Below are 15,300 nucleotides of genomic sequence, written 5' to 3' on the forward strand. Positions count from 1 at the left end.
CTTCTGCCTGAAAACTACATTGTGTACCCATTACAATTCTTCATTTCCGTAAATTAAAGAAAATCATCACTTTAAAATTTTATTTTAAATTAAAATGAGATATTATCACGGATAAATCATATTGTTAAAAGATTTAATATTAAAATTAACATTATCTCAATATAATATGGTTTCAAAAAAAATACATTTGTCTTGTACAATTTAACATAATAACAAAATGTCAACAGTTCTCAAAACATTTGTAGCCTATCTTAAAAGACCTGCTCTTTATCCTGAACTGGGCAGAAAAATCATTAAAAATACGGTAAGCAGAAGAAGTCCGTTCAAAGGAAAAGCAAAAGCAAATTTCTGGGCTGCATCCATAGCAGTTTCACAGGAAGAGGTGATTTCCAGACTTTTCTCTATGAATATCACTCATTTCAGATCTACCTATGCTGATATCCTGGAAAAAGCCAGTTTAAAAGAAAAAGAATGTCCTATTATAATGGGCGGCTCTGGTGCATTGGAGCTTATTTATTATGCATGTGAATTCACCAAAGCACAAAACGTTCTGGAAACAGGAGTGGCTTATGGATGGTCTTCTTTAGCCATATTGCTTTCAGTTAAAAAAAGAAATGGTACGCTCTATAGCTCAGATATGCCCTATCTTGCTCAGAATGGTGATCAGTATGTAGGCTATGTTGTTCCTGAACACCTTAAAAAATATTGGCAGCTATTCCGTTTTGCAGACAGAGAATCTTTGCCGAAAATTTTAAAAAAAGTTTCCTCATTTGATGTTTTCCATTATGATTCTGATAAAAGTTACCACGGAAGAATGTGGGCTTATCATAAGATTTATAAAAAACTTAGACCTGGCGCTGTGTTTATCAGTGATGATATTGGTGACAATTCCGCTTATCAGGATTTTTGCAATAGAATGGATATCAGCACTTTTGTTGTAGAATACAATGGGAAATACATTGGCATTTTTGTAAAAGAATATGTTCCGCTCATCAGAGCTAAATAACGCAATTGATGAGATAAAACTATACTTAATTTTAAAAACCATTAGGAATAGATAAGTAATTAAGAATATTAAGAGAATATCTAAAGACATTCTAAAGTACAACGCTTCATTCAGATTTATTTGAATCTTAACTTTAATTAAAACCTTAAATCCTACTTAATGGTTCAAAAAAATAATCTCCCGCAGATCAAACAGATATCGCAAATTATAATTCTAAAAAAAGCTGCTCAATCTCCTAAATCTGTGAGAGACCATCAAAAAATTATACTGATCCTTCATAATTCACTTCCCTTTCCAAAATAATCTGGTTTTTGCTTACCGAAACCAATATCTTATCTCCTGCCTGAAAACCACATTGCTGTACCCACTTCCCTGCAGTTCTTATTTCGGGGAAGTACACTATTTTGCCATAAGCTCTTGAAAACGATTTGAGGAAAACCGTAAGGTTACGATTGTGCAGTTCATTATATTTGCTGCTGTTCATTCTTCTTTTTCTTTTCATCTTTGTTATTTTCCAACAAATCAAGACATAATTAGAAAGATAAACCAGTTGAGGGCAGAATATTTTATTCAGAAAGAGGGATATTTTAGAATAGTATTTATTTTAAAACAGAGCTTCATTTTTTTGTTCTAAAGCTTTATATTTGTTATTATGAGTTACACAGATATGCAAAATAAAAAAATACACCAGGGAAGAAATATAAAGCGTTTTCGCGAAATGCTGGGCATCAAACAGGAAGCATTGGCTTTTGAACTGGGTGATGACTGGAACCAGAAAAAAGTTTCTCTTTTAGAACAAAAAGAAACCGTAGAATCTGATATTCTGGCGCAGGTAGCACAAATTTTGAAAGTTCCCGCAGAAGCGATTGAGAATTTTGATGAGGAACAGGCCGTGAATATTATTTCTAATACTTTCACAAGTAATGATACATCAACTTTAAATGCAATAAATGTACAGCCTACTTTTAATCCTCTTGATAAAATGGTTGAGCTTTATGAGCGTATGCTTGAACAACAAAAGGAAATGATTGAGAAATTGGAGAGGTTGATTGAGAAGAAATAAGCACGTACTTTCTTAAAACTAATAACAATATAATGGCACAAATTGATTCTTATCGAAGTTCGTTAATGAATAGGCAAAATGAATTATCAAAACTCACAGCAGATAAAGCAAAAGAACAAATAAAAATTGCCGATTTAAATAAAAAAATAAATTCTGCTTCCGATGCTATTCGAAGAACAAAAACTATAAGTACTATTAATTCGAAATTAAAAGAAATTGAACGATATAATAAAGATATAGCAAATGTTACCAAAAAAATTGCCGATTTCGAATCTAAAATTGTAAAGAAAAATAAAGAAATATTTGATTATCAAAAAAAGATTAATAATGAACAAAATTCTATTGATAAAAAAAGAAGAATAGAAAATGATAAACTTCAAAAAGACCAAGAAAGAAGTTTAAGAACTATAAATGATACCTTAAATCATCATAACACATTGCATAGAACTACTTTTAACGAAATTCAAGAATTAAAGAAAATTCCTGAAAAAATAACTGTATTGTTCTTAGCCTCGAATCCAATTGATCAAGCACCTTTAAGGCTGGATGAGGAAGCAAGAAGTATCACCGAAATGATTAGAAAAGCTAGGCACCGTGACTCAGTTAAGTTTGAATCACGCTGGGCTCTTCAAACAATAGATTTATTACAAGCAATTAATGAGCATGATCCAACTATTGTACATTTTAGTGGACACGGTTCAGATAATGACGAAATAGTATTTCAAAGCCAAGATGGAGTTACCAAACTCGTAAAAAAAGAAGCCCTTGTACAAACAATGATGGCATCTTCTGATAATATCAGACTTGTATTCTTTAATACATGTTTTTCAAAGAATCAGGCAGAGGCTATTTCTCAATTTGTAGATGCAACAATAGGGATGAATACCTCAATTGGGGATGAAGCAGCTAGAGTATTTTCATCACAGTTTTATTCAGCAATAAGCTTTGGTCTGTCAGTTGAAAAAGCATTCCAACAAGCAAAAGGATTATTAATGATGGAAGATATTCCTGAAGAAAGTACACCAGAATTATTTATTAAACCAGGCCTTAAGGCTGAGGAAATAATATTAGTACAGCCTAGCTAATTTTCAAAGACTTACTCTATTAAAACATACTAAGAAAATAATAACAATGAATCGTATAATTTTAATTGGGAATGGGTTCGACCTTGCTCATGGGATGCCAACAAGCTATGGTAGCTTTATAGATGATTATTGGTATAACAAAAAAGAGGAAATTTTCAACCACTATCTAGGTAAAGAATTTGAAGATGATTGTATATTAATCAAAAGAGTTCCAAATATAAAATATAGTTTACCTGAAAGTGACTATGAAAGTATTCAGAGAAGTTTAAGATATGCTGACGATGAAATAGTTTTTAAAAATGAATTTTTTGCTGTTCTTAATAAACACAAGTCTTTTTTAAATTGGGTAGATATTGAAAATGATTACTATTTTCTATTGAAAAATTGTTACAAAAAACCTTCTAAATATACAATAACGCAATTAAACAAAGAATTCTCTGTCATTGAATGTTTGCTTGAAGAATATCTTACTAAAGTAGAAAAAGAATTTTCAAAAGGATTTCCTAATAATGATGATGAAATAAGTTTTAAGAGATCCATAAATGAAGTCATATATTCGGATTTTAATCTCAGAGACTTTTCAGAAACCTCTATTAATAATTTGACTGAAATAGAGTTCCAAAGAGTTTATAGTGAAATAAAAAGTATTGAAGAAGGGCATATTTCATTGTCGGATAATGAATTATCAGAAAGAGATTTAAGATTATATCAGGTTCTGATTAATAATCAAAATAAAAAGCAAAAAATAAAAGAATTACTAACATCGGAAGCTGCAAATAATTATTTCCGCCATAGGCCAAAAGAAGTTTTATTTGTAAACTTTAATTATACATCGACTGAGGTCTATTATGATAATCCTCCTATTGATCGTGAATTTGGTAGAGATATATCTACAGATGTTATACATATCCACGGAATTTTAAATAACAAAACAGATAATAAGATCATTTTTGGTTTTGGAGACGAGATAGATAAAGATTACTTAGAAATTGAGAATCTTAATGACAACGAATATTTACAAAATATTAAGTCAATGAAATATCTTGAAAGTGATTCTTACAAAAGGTTACTGGATTTTATAAATTCAAATAATTATCAAGTTTTCATATTCGGCCATTCTTGTGGAATTTCAGATAGGACTTTACTTAACACTCTCTTTGAGCACAAAAACTGTAGTTCTGTAAAACCTTATTATCGTAAAAAGGATGATGGAACTGATAATTACAGTGAAATGATAAGAAATATTTCTAGAAACTTCACAGATAAAGCTTCAATGAGAGACAAAGTAGTAAATAAAAAATATACTCAAGCTTTATTTAGCTAATAAAATGGAGGGCAATTAGTTCTCCATTTTTCTTTTAACAGGCAGGATTTTAATTATTTAATAAAAATTTTCTCAAAAAAACTTGCGTAGCTAAATAACTACACATATATTTGTAGTCAAATAACTACACGATGAATTTAAGAAGAGATGTATTTCAGGCGATAGCAGATCCTACAAGACGATCTATATTGATGTTGGTAGCGGCACAGTCGATGACAGCGGGAGCCATTGCCTCCAATTTTGATACAGCGAGACCTACTGTTTCAAAGCATCTCCAGATCCTTACGGAATGTGAACTTTTAAGATCTGAACAAAACGGAAGAGAAATTATTTATCACCTAAATCCCAATAAAATGAAAGAAATAGCCGATTTTATAGAACCTTTCCGCAAAATGTGGGACGAGAAATTCAACAAGCTGGAAAGTGTAATGAAAGCGTATCAGAACAATAGTGATAAGAGATAAAAAGATAATAGACGAAGAGATGAGAGACAATGGACGTAAAAGTTTAAATTGAGAGCATCATTATCAATAGTGAATTTTGTTTTGCAAGTGAATGGTAAATTTTTTAATAGAGTTAGAACGTCTATCTTTAATTTTAAGCATCAACGAAATAAATTTGCAACAAAAGAAACCAGCAACCAGTAACTTAACTAAAACTTTAAACCTTGAACTTTTCTACTCTCCCACTCTAATACTCAGAAAACCCTCAAACACCAAAACTAAAATATGGAACTTAAAACAAAAATCCAAGCAGAAGACGGAAAACAGGAAATTTTCATCATCAGAGAATTTGATCTTCCGGTAGAACTCCTTTTCAAAGCGTATACAGAAGCTGAACTTTTTGAACAATGGATGGGAACTAAGGTGACAAAATTTGAAAACAAACAACACGGAAGTTATCGTTTTGAAACCTCCAACCCACAAGGAGATGTAGTTTTCAGCGCCAATGGAACTATTCATGACATTGTTCAAAATGAGAAAATTATAAGAACTTTTCAGATGGAAAACACTCCTTTTCCGGTTCAAATGGAGTTCTTAGAATTTGAAAAATTAACAGATACCACCAGCAAAATTACCATCCAAACCATTTATAAATCCGTAGACTTCAGAGATCAGCATCTGAAAATGCCATTTGCACAGGGTATCAATATGGCTCATAATCGTTTGCAGGAAATTGTAGGTGGCAGGTAGCAGATAAAAAAAGATGAGGGACATGGATGCCATAGTTTAAACTGTGAACATCAATGTCAATAGTGAATTTTGCTTTGCAAATGAATCGTCAATGATCAGGGAAAGAATAACAACTTTAAACGTTAAACCTTGAACCCTTATACTCTTCCACTCTAATACTCTCAAACCCTCAAATCCAAAATACATGAATCCAAAAGTTAATTTCTTCTTTGATAAAAGCCAGCAATGGCACAAAGAATTTGAAAAATTAAGAACAATTGCCCTAAGCACTGAACTTGTAGAAGATTTAAAATGGGGATGCCCGTGTTATACCTATGAAGGGAAAAATATTTTCCTGATCCACGGTTTTAAAGAATATTGTGCGATCCTTTTCTTTAAGGGTGCTTTGATGAAAGATCCCGATCATATTCTGATCCAGCAGTCTAAAAATGTACAGGCTGCAAGGCAGGTTCGTTTTACAGAGGTAGAGCAAATCAATGATTTGGAAGATATTCTTCGCAGCTATATGTTTGAAGCTGTTGAAATAGAAGAATCAGGTGCTAAAGTTGAAATGAAGAAAACAAAAGAGTTCGAAATGGTCGAAGAATTCCAGGAAAAACTGGATCAAAACCCAGCATTACAGGAAGCTTTCAAAGCATTAACTCCCGGAAGACAAAGAGCTTACCTGCTCCACTTTTCTTCTGCCAAACAGTCCAAGACCCGTGAAGCCCGCATTGAAAAATGCATTCCACAAATCATGGACGGAATAGGATTAAACGACTAACTATAAAAAAATATATCATGAACACACCACAACAATCACAAAAAAGAACAAAAATTATCTATTGGATATTTACCCTCTGGATGGCACTGGGAATGGTTTCAACAGCCATTGTCCAACTTATGAAAAACAAAGATGAACTGGCCAATTTCACCAACCTCGGCTACCCTTCTTATCTGATGACCATCATCGGAGTATGGAAAATTCTAGGCGTTATTGCCATACTGATTCCTAAGCGTCTGATCCTGAAAGAATGGGCCTATGCAGGATTTTTCTTTGTCATGTCAGGAGCTGTAATCTCCCATATTATCGTAGGTGATACCGCAGGAAGGACTTTTCCGGCAGTATTATTATTGGTATTGGTTCTTATTTCATGGTATTTCAGACCTGCAGACAGAAAAATCATTAGTATTGATTAATCATTTTTAAAATAAAAAGCCAGAAATTTTATCGAAGATAAAATCCTTGTGCCTAAAAAAATTCTCATTAGTATAATTTGCGCCTTTGCGATTTCCAACAACACAACAAAGCAAACCTTAAAACAAAATTTGACATGAAAAATAAACTCACTCAAGAACAAATCAACGAACTTTTAAAAACACTAAAAGCCCGTTTTGAAAAAAATATGAACCGCCATAAGGACCTGAAATGGGAAAAAATCCAGCAAAAACTGGAAGCAAACCCTGAAAAAATATGGTCTTTATATGAAATGGAAACTACAGAAGGTGAACCCGACATCGTAGATTACAATAAAAAAACAGATGAATATTTTTTCGTTGACTGTTCTCCGGAAAGCCCGAAACGCAGAAGCCTCTGCTACGATTATCAGGCCTGGGATGCCAGAAAAGCCAATAAACCAGAAAGCAATGTCATCGACAAAGCTAAAGAAATGGGTATTGAGCTTTTAACAGAAGAACAATACCGCAGCCTTCAGGAACTTGGAAAGTTCGATCAAAAGACCTCAAGCTGGATAAAAACACCATCACAGGTAAGAGAACTTGGAGGTGCCCTTTTCTGTGACAGGAGGTACAACACTGTATTCACTTATCACAATGGTGCAGATTCTTATTATGCAGCAAGAGGGTTTAGAGGAATACTAAAAGTATAAAAGGGAGAATTCACAGAGCTCTTTTTTATCAGAATATATCAGGAATCTCTCAACCAGGGAGATTCCACACTCCAGAAGATAATTTTTACTCCAAGATAATTTTCAGCATATTCTACAAATTCTTCTTTGGTAAAAGGTTTTTTAGTTTTCGGATTTTTATACGTAAGAGTCGGCTCCTGAACTGCCATAGCAACTAAGGACAGCTTTCCTTTGTATTGATTGAAGAAAGGGTAAGAGTTTTTCATCTGGCCTTTTTTATTCGGAACAATATCAGGTCCCCCCAACCCTATATTATTTTTATAGGCAAAGTCAAACAGCCTGGACATGTATTCATGGTCATTATCCCATTCACAGGGAAAAAAATTGACATATTGCAAGACATTGGATTGATGGAAAGAATCTCTCGCAAACTTTAGATTTTCCAGTTCAGCCTGAAAATAACGGTCACAGCTAAAACCAGTTTTATCTGCTTTCATTTCTATATCTATTGATGTTTCGGGAAGATTAATTCCTTGAATTCTGCCGTCAAACTTCTGTGCCAGCGCTCCTATAAGCTTCTGGAACCGTTCCCGGACAGCAGGGTTCCATTGCTGGGTAACCCATCCGCTTCCAACAGGTTTATCTTCCCCCGGATTATCATATTGAGGAACCAGTCCTCCCGTATACTCTTTATCATTCAACACGTAATCAGGAATATATCTGGCCTGTGGCTCAAAAAATCTGTCCTGAAGCTGAATAAATAATTTTTTATGCAAAGAAGTTAAATATTCCAAATCTTTTTCAATCACAGAAAAATCATACACATCTTTTGATGTTTCCAAAGCTCTCCAATTGTAAACAATCTGCACGCCTCCAATATCCTGACGGGTAATCATTTTTTCTATGTTCTTAAGATCTCCTGAAGAAGTATAAATATAATTCTGAGGGGTCTGACCTGACATACAATGCAGACCGAGCATAAGCAAACCTAATCCCAGGCCTTTAGTCATTTTTATCATTACAATTAATTTTGCATAGTCAATCATTTTCCGTGCCTAAACCTGTTTAATAATTAAAGATCAGAATTACAAGGTTATAGGAATTGAGTATTGTGGTCAAAAAATAAGAAACAATTCAACATATCAAACCGCATTTTAATTAATATTTTTTCTTAAAATCTCTTTTAAAAAACACTAATTTTCATCATAAAATGATTATCTCTTTATATCCTATTTTCAATATACAAATACTATTGTTATTTTAGCAGAATAGAAATTTGATTTAACAATTAAGGATATGAAAAAATTAATCTTATTGGGTGCTGTTTCAGCTTTTTTAATCAACTGTAATAAGAAAACTGAAGCTCCGGCTCCCAAGGCAGCTGCAGATATCATCGCTGTTGAGGAACCTGTAATAGATACTCTTGGACCAAAATCGTTCTGCTATATCGGGGTAACAGGAAAAGACAGTGTTTTTGCTTCTATTGATGACAATTTAGGAACAATCACCGGAAAATTATCTTATAAAAACAGTGAAAAAGACAGTTCAACAGGAGATGTAACCGGTTTCAAATCCGGAGACACCCTAAAACTGACTTACGAATTTGCTTCAGAAGGCAAAAAAAGCAAAAGAGATATTTACTTCATCCAGAAAGACAATGCCTTGACAGAAGGAATTGGGGATCATAAAGAAGAAGACGGACAGTCTAAATATGCTGATGAGAAAAAAATCAGCTATAAAGACGGACAGAAGCTAAGCACTGCAGACTGTAAAGTGGTAAGTGAAGCCTTAAAAAAATAACGCATTATAAAATAAAAAACAGCCTTGAGATAGGCTGTTTTTTTATTAGGGCAATTCCGTTTCAATAATTTCAATAAAGCGGTTCACGGCTTCATCACCTGTATTCCAGGAAGTAATAAGACGAATTGCTGAAAAGTTCTCATCTACTTTTTTCCAGACATAGAACTCAAATTTTTCAGACAGGGTCTCAATAAGGTCATTACTCAGAATAGGAAAAATCTGATTGGTATAGGTATCTGACAAAAACGCAGCTCCTTTTTTCTGCAATGCATTCTTAATTTTCATTGCCTGCTGATTGGCATGCTTTGCCAGATCAAAATACAGATTGTCTTTCATCAGTTCCATAAACTGTATTCCCAACAGTCTTCCTTTCGCTAATAATGCACCTTTCTGTTTAATATTAAATGCAAAATCCTCCTGAAGAACCGGATTGTTAACGATAATAGCTTCTCCTATCAACGCTCCGTTTTTCGTTCCTCCCAGGTAAAAAACATCTGTCAGAAGAGCTACTTTTTCCAGGGTAAGATCACTGATTTCTGAAGTCAGCCCATGTCCTAACCTTGCTCCATCCATAAACAGGTATAGCTTATTTTGCTTACAAAATACCGAAAGCTCTTCCAGTTCTTTTGCCTGATAAATAGTTCCCAGCTCTGTAGAATTGGATATATACACCAGCTTAGGCATCACCTGATGCGGTACATTACTATGTCCTTCTAAAACAGGGATGATGTCCGATGGTTTTAATTTTCCATCCGCAGTGTCAATACTCAATACTTTATGACCTGTGGCTTCAATAGCACCTGTTTCATTATTCAGAATGTGGCCGGGAGCGGCAGAGATTACACATTGATAAGGCTTTAAGATTGCTGAAATAACAATTAAGTTAGCCTGTGTACCTCCTGAGACCAAAAAAACTTCAGAATTGTGATTGTTAATTTTTTCTTTAATTAATGTTTTTGCTTTTAATGAATACTCATCTTCTCCATATCCGGCCTGCTGATCAAGATTATACTGTAAAAGAGCCTGTAAAATATTGGGGTGGCACCCTTCAGAATAGTCGTTTTTAAATGAAAATTTCATAGAGTAAAAGTAAAAAAAGTTAAAATAACAAGAGTGAACTTTTCATTTTATTTTGTTAGATTTGTGTTGAAAATCATCTAACATTTTGAAAACAACCCTAACAGAAGAGAATTACCTGAAAGCTTTGTTTCATTTAGTTGACAATGAAGGAAAGGTTACGATTAATGAGCTCAGCAAATTTTTGAATGTAAAAATGCCGAGTGTCAATAATATGATGAAAAAGTTTGCAGAGAAAAAGTGGGTCATTTATGAAACCTACAAACCTTTAATCGTTACAGAAAGCGGAAGGCGGGAAGCTGCTCTGGTAGTCCGAAAACATAGACTTACCGAAATGTTTCTGGTTAAAAAAATGAATTTTGGCTGGGAAAATGTTCATGAAATTGCGGAACAGCTTGAGCATGTACATTCTCAAATCTTCTTTGATAAAATGGATGAAATTCTGGATTATCCTAAATTTGATCCCCATGGAGAGCCTATTCCTGATAAAGACGGAAATATCATTTCCCAGGATCTGCAGAAGCTAAGCAACTGTGAAGTTGGTGAAAATGTTATTTTTGCCTCTGTCACTTTATCTGATGATGCTTTCCTGACTTATCTTAATGACAGGAAGCTGCTCCTTAATACCAAAGTAAAAATTGTTAAAGTGGAAAGTTTTGATAAATCGATGACCATAGAAATTGATGGCAAAACAGAAATTCTAAGCAAAAAAGCAACTGAAAAAATATTGGTTAAGAAATAATCTTAACGGTCGAAATAAGCCTCACAGATTGTACAATCCGTGAGGCTTATCATTCCAGCGGCATCACTTTAAAATAAGTTTTTGAAATCTTTAAAAACAGTATGTTTCTATTCCTGCAACTGTTAAAAAACGGTTAAACTTTCTTTCAGAAAATACCTGAAAATTAATTTTTAATTAGGTTTGTAAAACATTCTACAGACTTTGTCTTTCTGACAAATTCCAACATTTTAATTATTATCCAAAAAAATTATGAAAAAAAGCATTCCATTTTTTATTATTTCGATGTTATTAAGCCCATTTACAAACGCTCAGACTACTCAGGTAAGAGATTTTGTGATTGAGCCTCAGATTAAACCCAACTTTTATATTTACAAAACTTTTGGAGTATTTGGAGGTAAAGAATATTCTACCAATGCCGTTTATCTGGTTACCAAAAAAGGGGTTGTTTTGTTTGATGTTCCATGGCAGAAAACCCAATATCAAAGCTTGCTGGATACCATTCAAAAACGACATAATCTTCCTGTGATTGCAGTATTTGCTACGCATTCACATGAAGACAGAGCCGGAGATTTAAGCTTTTATAACAATAAAGGAATTAAAACTTATGCAACAGCAAAAACCAATGAGCTTTTAAAGAAAGATGGGAAAGCTACCTCTACTGAACTTATCAAAACAGGAAAACCTTACCGTATTGGTGGTGAAGAATTTATCGTAGACTTTTTGGGTGAAGGTCATACGGCTGATAATGTAGTGGTATGGTTCCCAAAATATAAAATACTGGATGGAGGATGTCTTATAAAAAGCAAAGCAGCCGTTGATCTCGGCTACACCGGAGAAGCCAATGTTGCACAATGGCCACAAACCATGGCAAAGCTGAAAAATAAATATTCACAAGCTACTCTTGTGATTCCTGGCCACGATGAATGGAAAGGAGGCGGACATGTAGAACATACGCTTGATCTTCTTAACAAAAACAAAAAATCAGAATAATAATGTATTTATATACCACAAAAAATCCCGAATTTTCATTCGGGATTTATATTTTAATGACTGGCTGTATTAATCTAATACACTCCAGCCTCTCTTAGGATTCGTATTGGTAGAAACTTCCTGCTCATTAACAATGATGTTTTCTTTTCTCTGGCCGATGTAGTCAAGCTCGCTCAGTTTAGAGAAAATTGTTTCAAGGCTTCTCAACATCTGCTGAATGTAAAGCAATGGCTCACCACAGTTATGATGATCATAATTGGTTTCTGCTACAATAGAAAGCTGGTTCAGTAAAGTATGAGGAGCAATCTCACTCCACTCCAGGCTATAGTTCAGCATTTCTTCCAATTCAGCAGGAACAAGAAGCTGGGTAGAATTATATAAATGAAGAGCCAATCTTGCAAAAGACTCAATCAGAAATACAGGCGGCTGCCAAGGGGTAATATTTCGGAACTGGAAATACATATCCCCAAAGGTATTCACCATGGTGCTGCACAGAAACTTAACGTTTTGTGCCAAAGCTGTATTTTGATTTTTGTGAGAGGTCTTCTGAATAATTTTAAAAGCATACTGCTGAAGATTTCCGATAGACTTTGCATAACTGCTGTAATACTCAACCAAAGCCGGATGACTCTGTACAGAAGTACAAGGCGGAATAAAGTTGGAATCTACCTGCGCAATATTCCCTTTTAAATCTACTTTTCCAATGATAAGGTAATTCCCTCCCGAATAGCTGCTGTTCAAGGAGGTTACAGGAAGCAGTTCAATATGGTGATTTGGCTGTGCACTTGGGTGTCGAGGCGGAATTTCTTCAGGGTCAATATCTCCAAAAGGAACTTTATCAAAAGGATTTACCGAGATTAAGATATAATATTCTCCGTCTGCCTGCTCTTCATTCATGGATTTTGCCAAAGACTTCACACTGATTCTTCTGTCTGTCAGCTCAATACGGTACCCAGCCATTGTTACAGCGCTGCAACGTTTAATTACCAGCTGTACATCATTGGTTGCCGTATTGTGAACATCAAAAATAGTACGGTCGGTAAATTCGTTGGAAATAGGCAGAAGTCCGTAATTATATGTAGTAATTCCAAGTGAATTGGAATCTCTGATGGTATCAATTAAGAAATTATCCTGATCATTCAGGTGTCTCTGGGAAACCTTCATCCCATCCACCCAATTGATTGCAAAATGTTTAATAGGCTGTATCATGTTTAATACTTTTTAATTTTTGTGATTATGATCTTTTTGCGACTCCCTCCTCTTCATGCTGAATAACTCTCTTACAAATCACCACTTCATTTTCAGAAATGCTGTTTGTTGTAATGTCGTGGTCGAAATCTATATATTTTCTAAAGCTGAAAAACGATTTTTTAGTGTAAAAAATCCAGTAATAAGGCTCATTTCCTTCGTCTGAAAGATGAATGACAGATCCCGGATTCTTATGGTTGTAATCATCTACTACCCTGTAGAACCAATCTCCGAAAGTAACTCCCGTTGGAAGCGTTTTCGCTTTGATTCTGAAACGGTTGGTATCTTCTAATTTTTTGCTTAGTTCAACATTCAATACCATTAACCTGTCAAAATCTGCACCTTCAAAATCAGGCAGCTTCTGCTCCGGTGAATATCTCCATGTTTTATAAATATCAAAAGGAATCGTGATAAACTGGATATAACAGTAATAAAACACCATCGGAACTACAAAGATCAGCATACTTGTTGCTGCCATTACAGAATATCCCAGTCCTTTACTCATCCAGTTAAAGATCAGGGTAAAAAGATACCCTCCCAAAGCAATACACGTTAATGAAAGTATAGATTCAAACAGAATGCTCATGGCCAGAGATTCGATGTGTTTTTTGAAATACTTATGCAGCAAATTCACATGAATAATCCCAAAAATAAGGTAAATAACCTGTGCAATAAGATACCAATACGGATTAAAGAGATTTCCGGCAAATCCAAAAAATCCCGGAATAGCCAGGCACAGACTGCACAGAAGTACGTATATAATAATTACTTTAATTTTTATCGCAGGCTTATTTCTCCGGATTACACCCAGTATAACCATCATAATAATTGCGATTAAAGGCATTAAGATATACCTTAAAAAAATACCTTTTACTGAAGAAATTTCCATTTGTTTCTTTTCGAATTTATACTTTGTTGGCAGTTGTAAATATAATAAAATAATTTAGAGGAATGTAGAGTATCCAAGGCGGCTGGCATTTCTTCCATCATCCTCAAGACTGAATGAATATTCCTCTTTTTCTGTAACAAAATTCTCTTCCACGTCAACTGTTACCGGAAGAAAATAATCATATAGTGACTGAAGTACATTTCTGAACGGACTTCCGGGGATATATTTTTTCATATCTTCATAAGGAATAGGACCAATATTGACCACCCAGTTTCGCTGCCCGTCCATATGCGGGCCACTTGGAATATAGGTTACTCCTAATCTTGAATTTCCCAATAGCATGGAGTTATCATTTTTCTCAATTTCATCAATGATATTGGGTGAAAAAGTTACATTTACCGGCACCTGCAGAAAAGCGGTCATACATCTTTCAAACCATTTTTTATCCCCTCTTATCTGGTGGAAAAACGGAAGAATATGCATAAAGATATAAGCACTCTGCTTATCCAGCATCTTTATCAGAGGCCAAAGCTCACTTACCGTTTCCAATAAAGAATCTGTATTGCTTGTAATATCAAATTCAGATTCTTTAAGTAAAGCACTGATTTCCGTAAAAAAAACTTCCAGTTCAAAAGGGCGGAAAAACTTACGGGCATCATCTTCTACCCTTTTCTGTTTGCGGATTTCCCTTACCACAGTATCTACATTCTTTCGGGAAGCTCCAAGAGATGGCGGATGAAATAAGCCTTCCGGAAGATAGTCATAAATACCCTCCCTGTAACTCTCTATAGTGAATACTTCCTCATCAAATCCCAAATAACTGCTTGAAATGCTCTTTATATCCTTCAGGTAAGCACGGTCATTCACGCCAACACGCTCAATGAATATATTGCTTACTGCACGGTGGTATTTCAATAGATTAACAGCCACAGCTTCAGCCTTAAAGTCTGTCTGCAGCTTATTGTAATGCATATCTACAATATTAGTCTCATACATAGTGTTTCCTCTGATTATGACTTGTAAAGATAATATATCT

General features: G+C 34.4%; 18 protein-coding genes. 12 read left to right on the forward strand and 6 right to left on the reverse strand.

The annotated features are described in order from the left end of the window. Positions 1-217: 217 nt before the first annotated feature. Complete coding sequence (locus tag FW781_RS01800) at positions 218-1,006, forward strand: O-methyltransferase (protein WP_149385857.1); 789 nt, start codon at positions 218-220, stop codon at positions 1,004-1,006. Positions 1,007-1,268: 262 nt separating this feature from the next. On the opposite strand, the gene FW781_RS01805 is transcribed toward FW781_RS01800, so the two are convergent. Continuing rightward, positions 1,269-1,508, reverse strand: a complete 240-nt coding sequence (locus FW781_RS01805; protein WP_149385858.1) for a SymE family type I addiction module toxin — start codon at positions 1,506-1,508, stop codon at positions 1,269-1,271. 150 nt (positions 1,509-1,658) lie between these two features. Between FW781_RS01805 and FW781_RS01810 the strand changes: the two genes are divergently transcribed. The 8 genes from FW781_RS01810 to FW781_RS01845 all read left to right on the forward strand — a co-directional run bounded on the left by FW781_RS01810 (position 1,659) and on the right by FW781_RS01845 (position 7,539). Further along, entirely contained in the window at positions 1,659-2,069 is a 411-nt protein-coding gene (locus FW781_RS01810) for a helix-turn-helix domain-containing protein (protein ID WP_149385859.1), read from the forward strand. A 32-nt stretch (positions 2,070-2,101) separates the two neighbouring features. Beyond that, entirely contained in the window at positions 2,102-3,154 is a 1,053-nt protein-coding gene (locus FW781_RS01815) for a CHAT domain-containing protein (protein ID WP_149385860.1), read from the forward strand. 46 nt (positions 3,155-3,200) lie between these two features. Further along, the gene (locus FW781_RS01820) at positions 3,201-4,478 is read left to right on the forward strand and encodes an AbiH family protein (protein WP_149385861.1); all 1,278 of its coding nucleotides are present in this window, start codon (positions 3,201-3,203) and stop codon (positions 4,476-4,478) included. Positions 4,479-4,609: 131 nt separating this feature from the next. Beyond that, a complete protein-coding gene (locus FW781_RS01825; protein WP_149385862.1) occupies positions 4,610-4,942 on the forward strand; it encodes an ArsR/SmtB family transcription factor in 333 nt (110 codons plus the stop codon). A 264-nt stretch (positions 4,943-5,206) separates the two neighbouring features. Then, positions 5,207-5,671: an SRPBCC family protein gene (locus FW781_RS01830; protein ID WP_149385863.1), complete on the forward strand. Its 465-nt coding sequence runs from the start codon at positions 5,207-5,209 to the stop codon at positions 5,669-5,671. Between the two features lie 184 nt (positions 5,672-5,855). Beyond that, positions 5,856-6,434 (forward strand): YdeI/OmpD-associated family protein, encoded by a 579-nt coding sequence (locus tag FW781_RS01835; protein WP_149385864.1) that lies wholly within the window; start codon positions 5,856-5,858, stop codon positions 6,432-6,434. Positions 6,435-6,451: 17 nt separating this feature from the next. After that, positions 6,452-6,850: a DoxX family protein gene (locus tag FW781_RS01840; RefSeq protein ID WP_149385865.1), complete on the forward strand. Its 399-nt coding sequence runs from the start codon at positions 6,452-6,454 to the stop codon at positions 6,848-6,850. Between the two features lie 134 nt (positions 6,851-6,984). Next, positions 6,985-7,539, forward strand: coding sequence for a DUF4256 domain-containing protein (locus tag FW781_RS01845; RefSeq protein ID WP_149385866.1), 555 nt, complete (start codon positions 6,985-6,987; stop codon positions 7,537-7,539). 38 nt (positions 7,540-7,577) lie between these two features. Here FW781_RS01845 and FW781_RS01850 read toward each other — a convergent pair whose 3' ends face one another. Beyond that, on the reverse strand, positions 7,578-8,498 hold the full coding sequence (locus FW781_RS01850; RefSeq protein ID WP_228720174.1) for a hypothetical protein: 921 nt from the start codon (positions 8,496-8,498) through the stop codon (positions 7,578-7,580). A gap of 316 nt (positions 8,499-8,814) precedes the next feature. Here FW781_RS01850 and FW781_RS01855 point away from each other — a divergent pair, with 316 nt between their 5' ends. Next, positions 8,815-9,318, forward strand: a complete 504-nt coding sequence (locus tag FW781_RS01855) for a hypothetical protein (RefSeq protein WP_149385868.1) — start codon at positions 8,815-8,817, stop codon at positions 9,316-9,318. A 45-nt stretch (positions 9,319-9,363) separates the two neighbouring features. On the opposite strand, the gene FW781_RS01860 is transcribed toward FW781_RS01855, so the two are convergent. Then, on the reverse strand, positions 9,364-10,398 hold the full coding sequence (locus FW781_RS01860; protein ID WP_149385869.1) for a threonine aldolase family protein: 1,035 nt from the start codon (positions 10,396-10,398) through the stop codon (positions 9,364-9,366). 85 nt (positions 10,399-10,483) lie between these two features. Here FW781_RS01860 and FW781_RS01865 point away from each other — a divergent pair, with 85 nt between their 5' ends. Further along, positions 10,484-11,137: a metal-dependent transcriptional regulator gene (locus FW781_RS01865; protein ID WP_149385870.1), complete on the forward strand. Its 654-nt coding sequence runs from the start codon at positions 10,484-10,486 to the stop codon at positions 11,135-11,137. Positions 11,138-11,386: 249 nt separating this feature from the next. Continuing rightward, positions 11,387-12,127 carry an IND family subclass B1 metallo-beta-lactamase gene (gene blaIND / locus FW781_RS01870; protein WP_149385871.1) on the forward strand — a complete coding sequence of 247 codons (741 nt, stop codon included), beginning with the start codon at positions 11,387-11,389 and terminating at the stop codon, positions 12,125-12,127. 69 nt (positions 12,128-12,196) lie between these two features. Here blaIND and FW781_RS01875 read toward each other — a convergent pair whose 3' ends face one another. The 3 genes from FW781_RS01875 to FW781_RS01885 all read right to left on the reverse strand — a co-directional run bounded on the left by FW781_RS01875 (position 12,197) and on the right by FW781_RS01885 (position 15,260). Continuing rightward, on the reverse strand, positions 12,197-13,336 hold the full coding sequence (locus FW781_RS01875) for a hypothetical protein (protein WP_047374599.1): 1,140 nt from the start codon (positions 13,334-13,336) through the stop codon (positions 12,197-12,199). 25 nt (positions 13,337-13,361) lie between these two features. After that, positions 13,362-14,198, reverse strand: a complete 837-nt coding sequence (locus FW781_RS01880; protein ID WP_394349706.1) for a TssN family type VI secretion system protein — start codon at positions 14,196-14,198, stop codon at positions 13,362-13,364. Between the two features lie 120 nt (positions 14,199-14,318). Then, a complete protein-coding gene (locus FW781_RS01885) occupies positions 14,319-15,260 on the reverse strand; it encodes a type VI secretion system baseplate subunit TssG (protein ID WP_149385873.1) in 942 nt (313 codons plus the stop codon). Positions 15,261-15,300 lie beyond the last annotated feature (40 nt).

The organism is Chryseobacterium panacisoli (genome assembly GCF_008274625.1).
GTDB classification, from domain to species: domain Bacteria; phylum Bacteroidota; class Bacteroidia; order Flavobacteriales; family Weeksellaceae; genus Chryseobacterium; species Chryseobacterium panacisoli.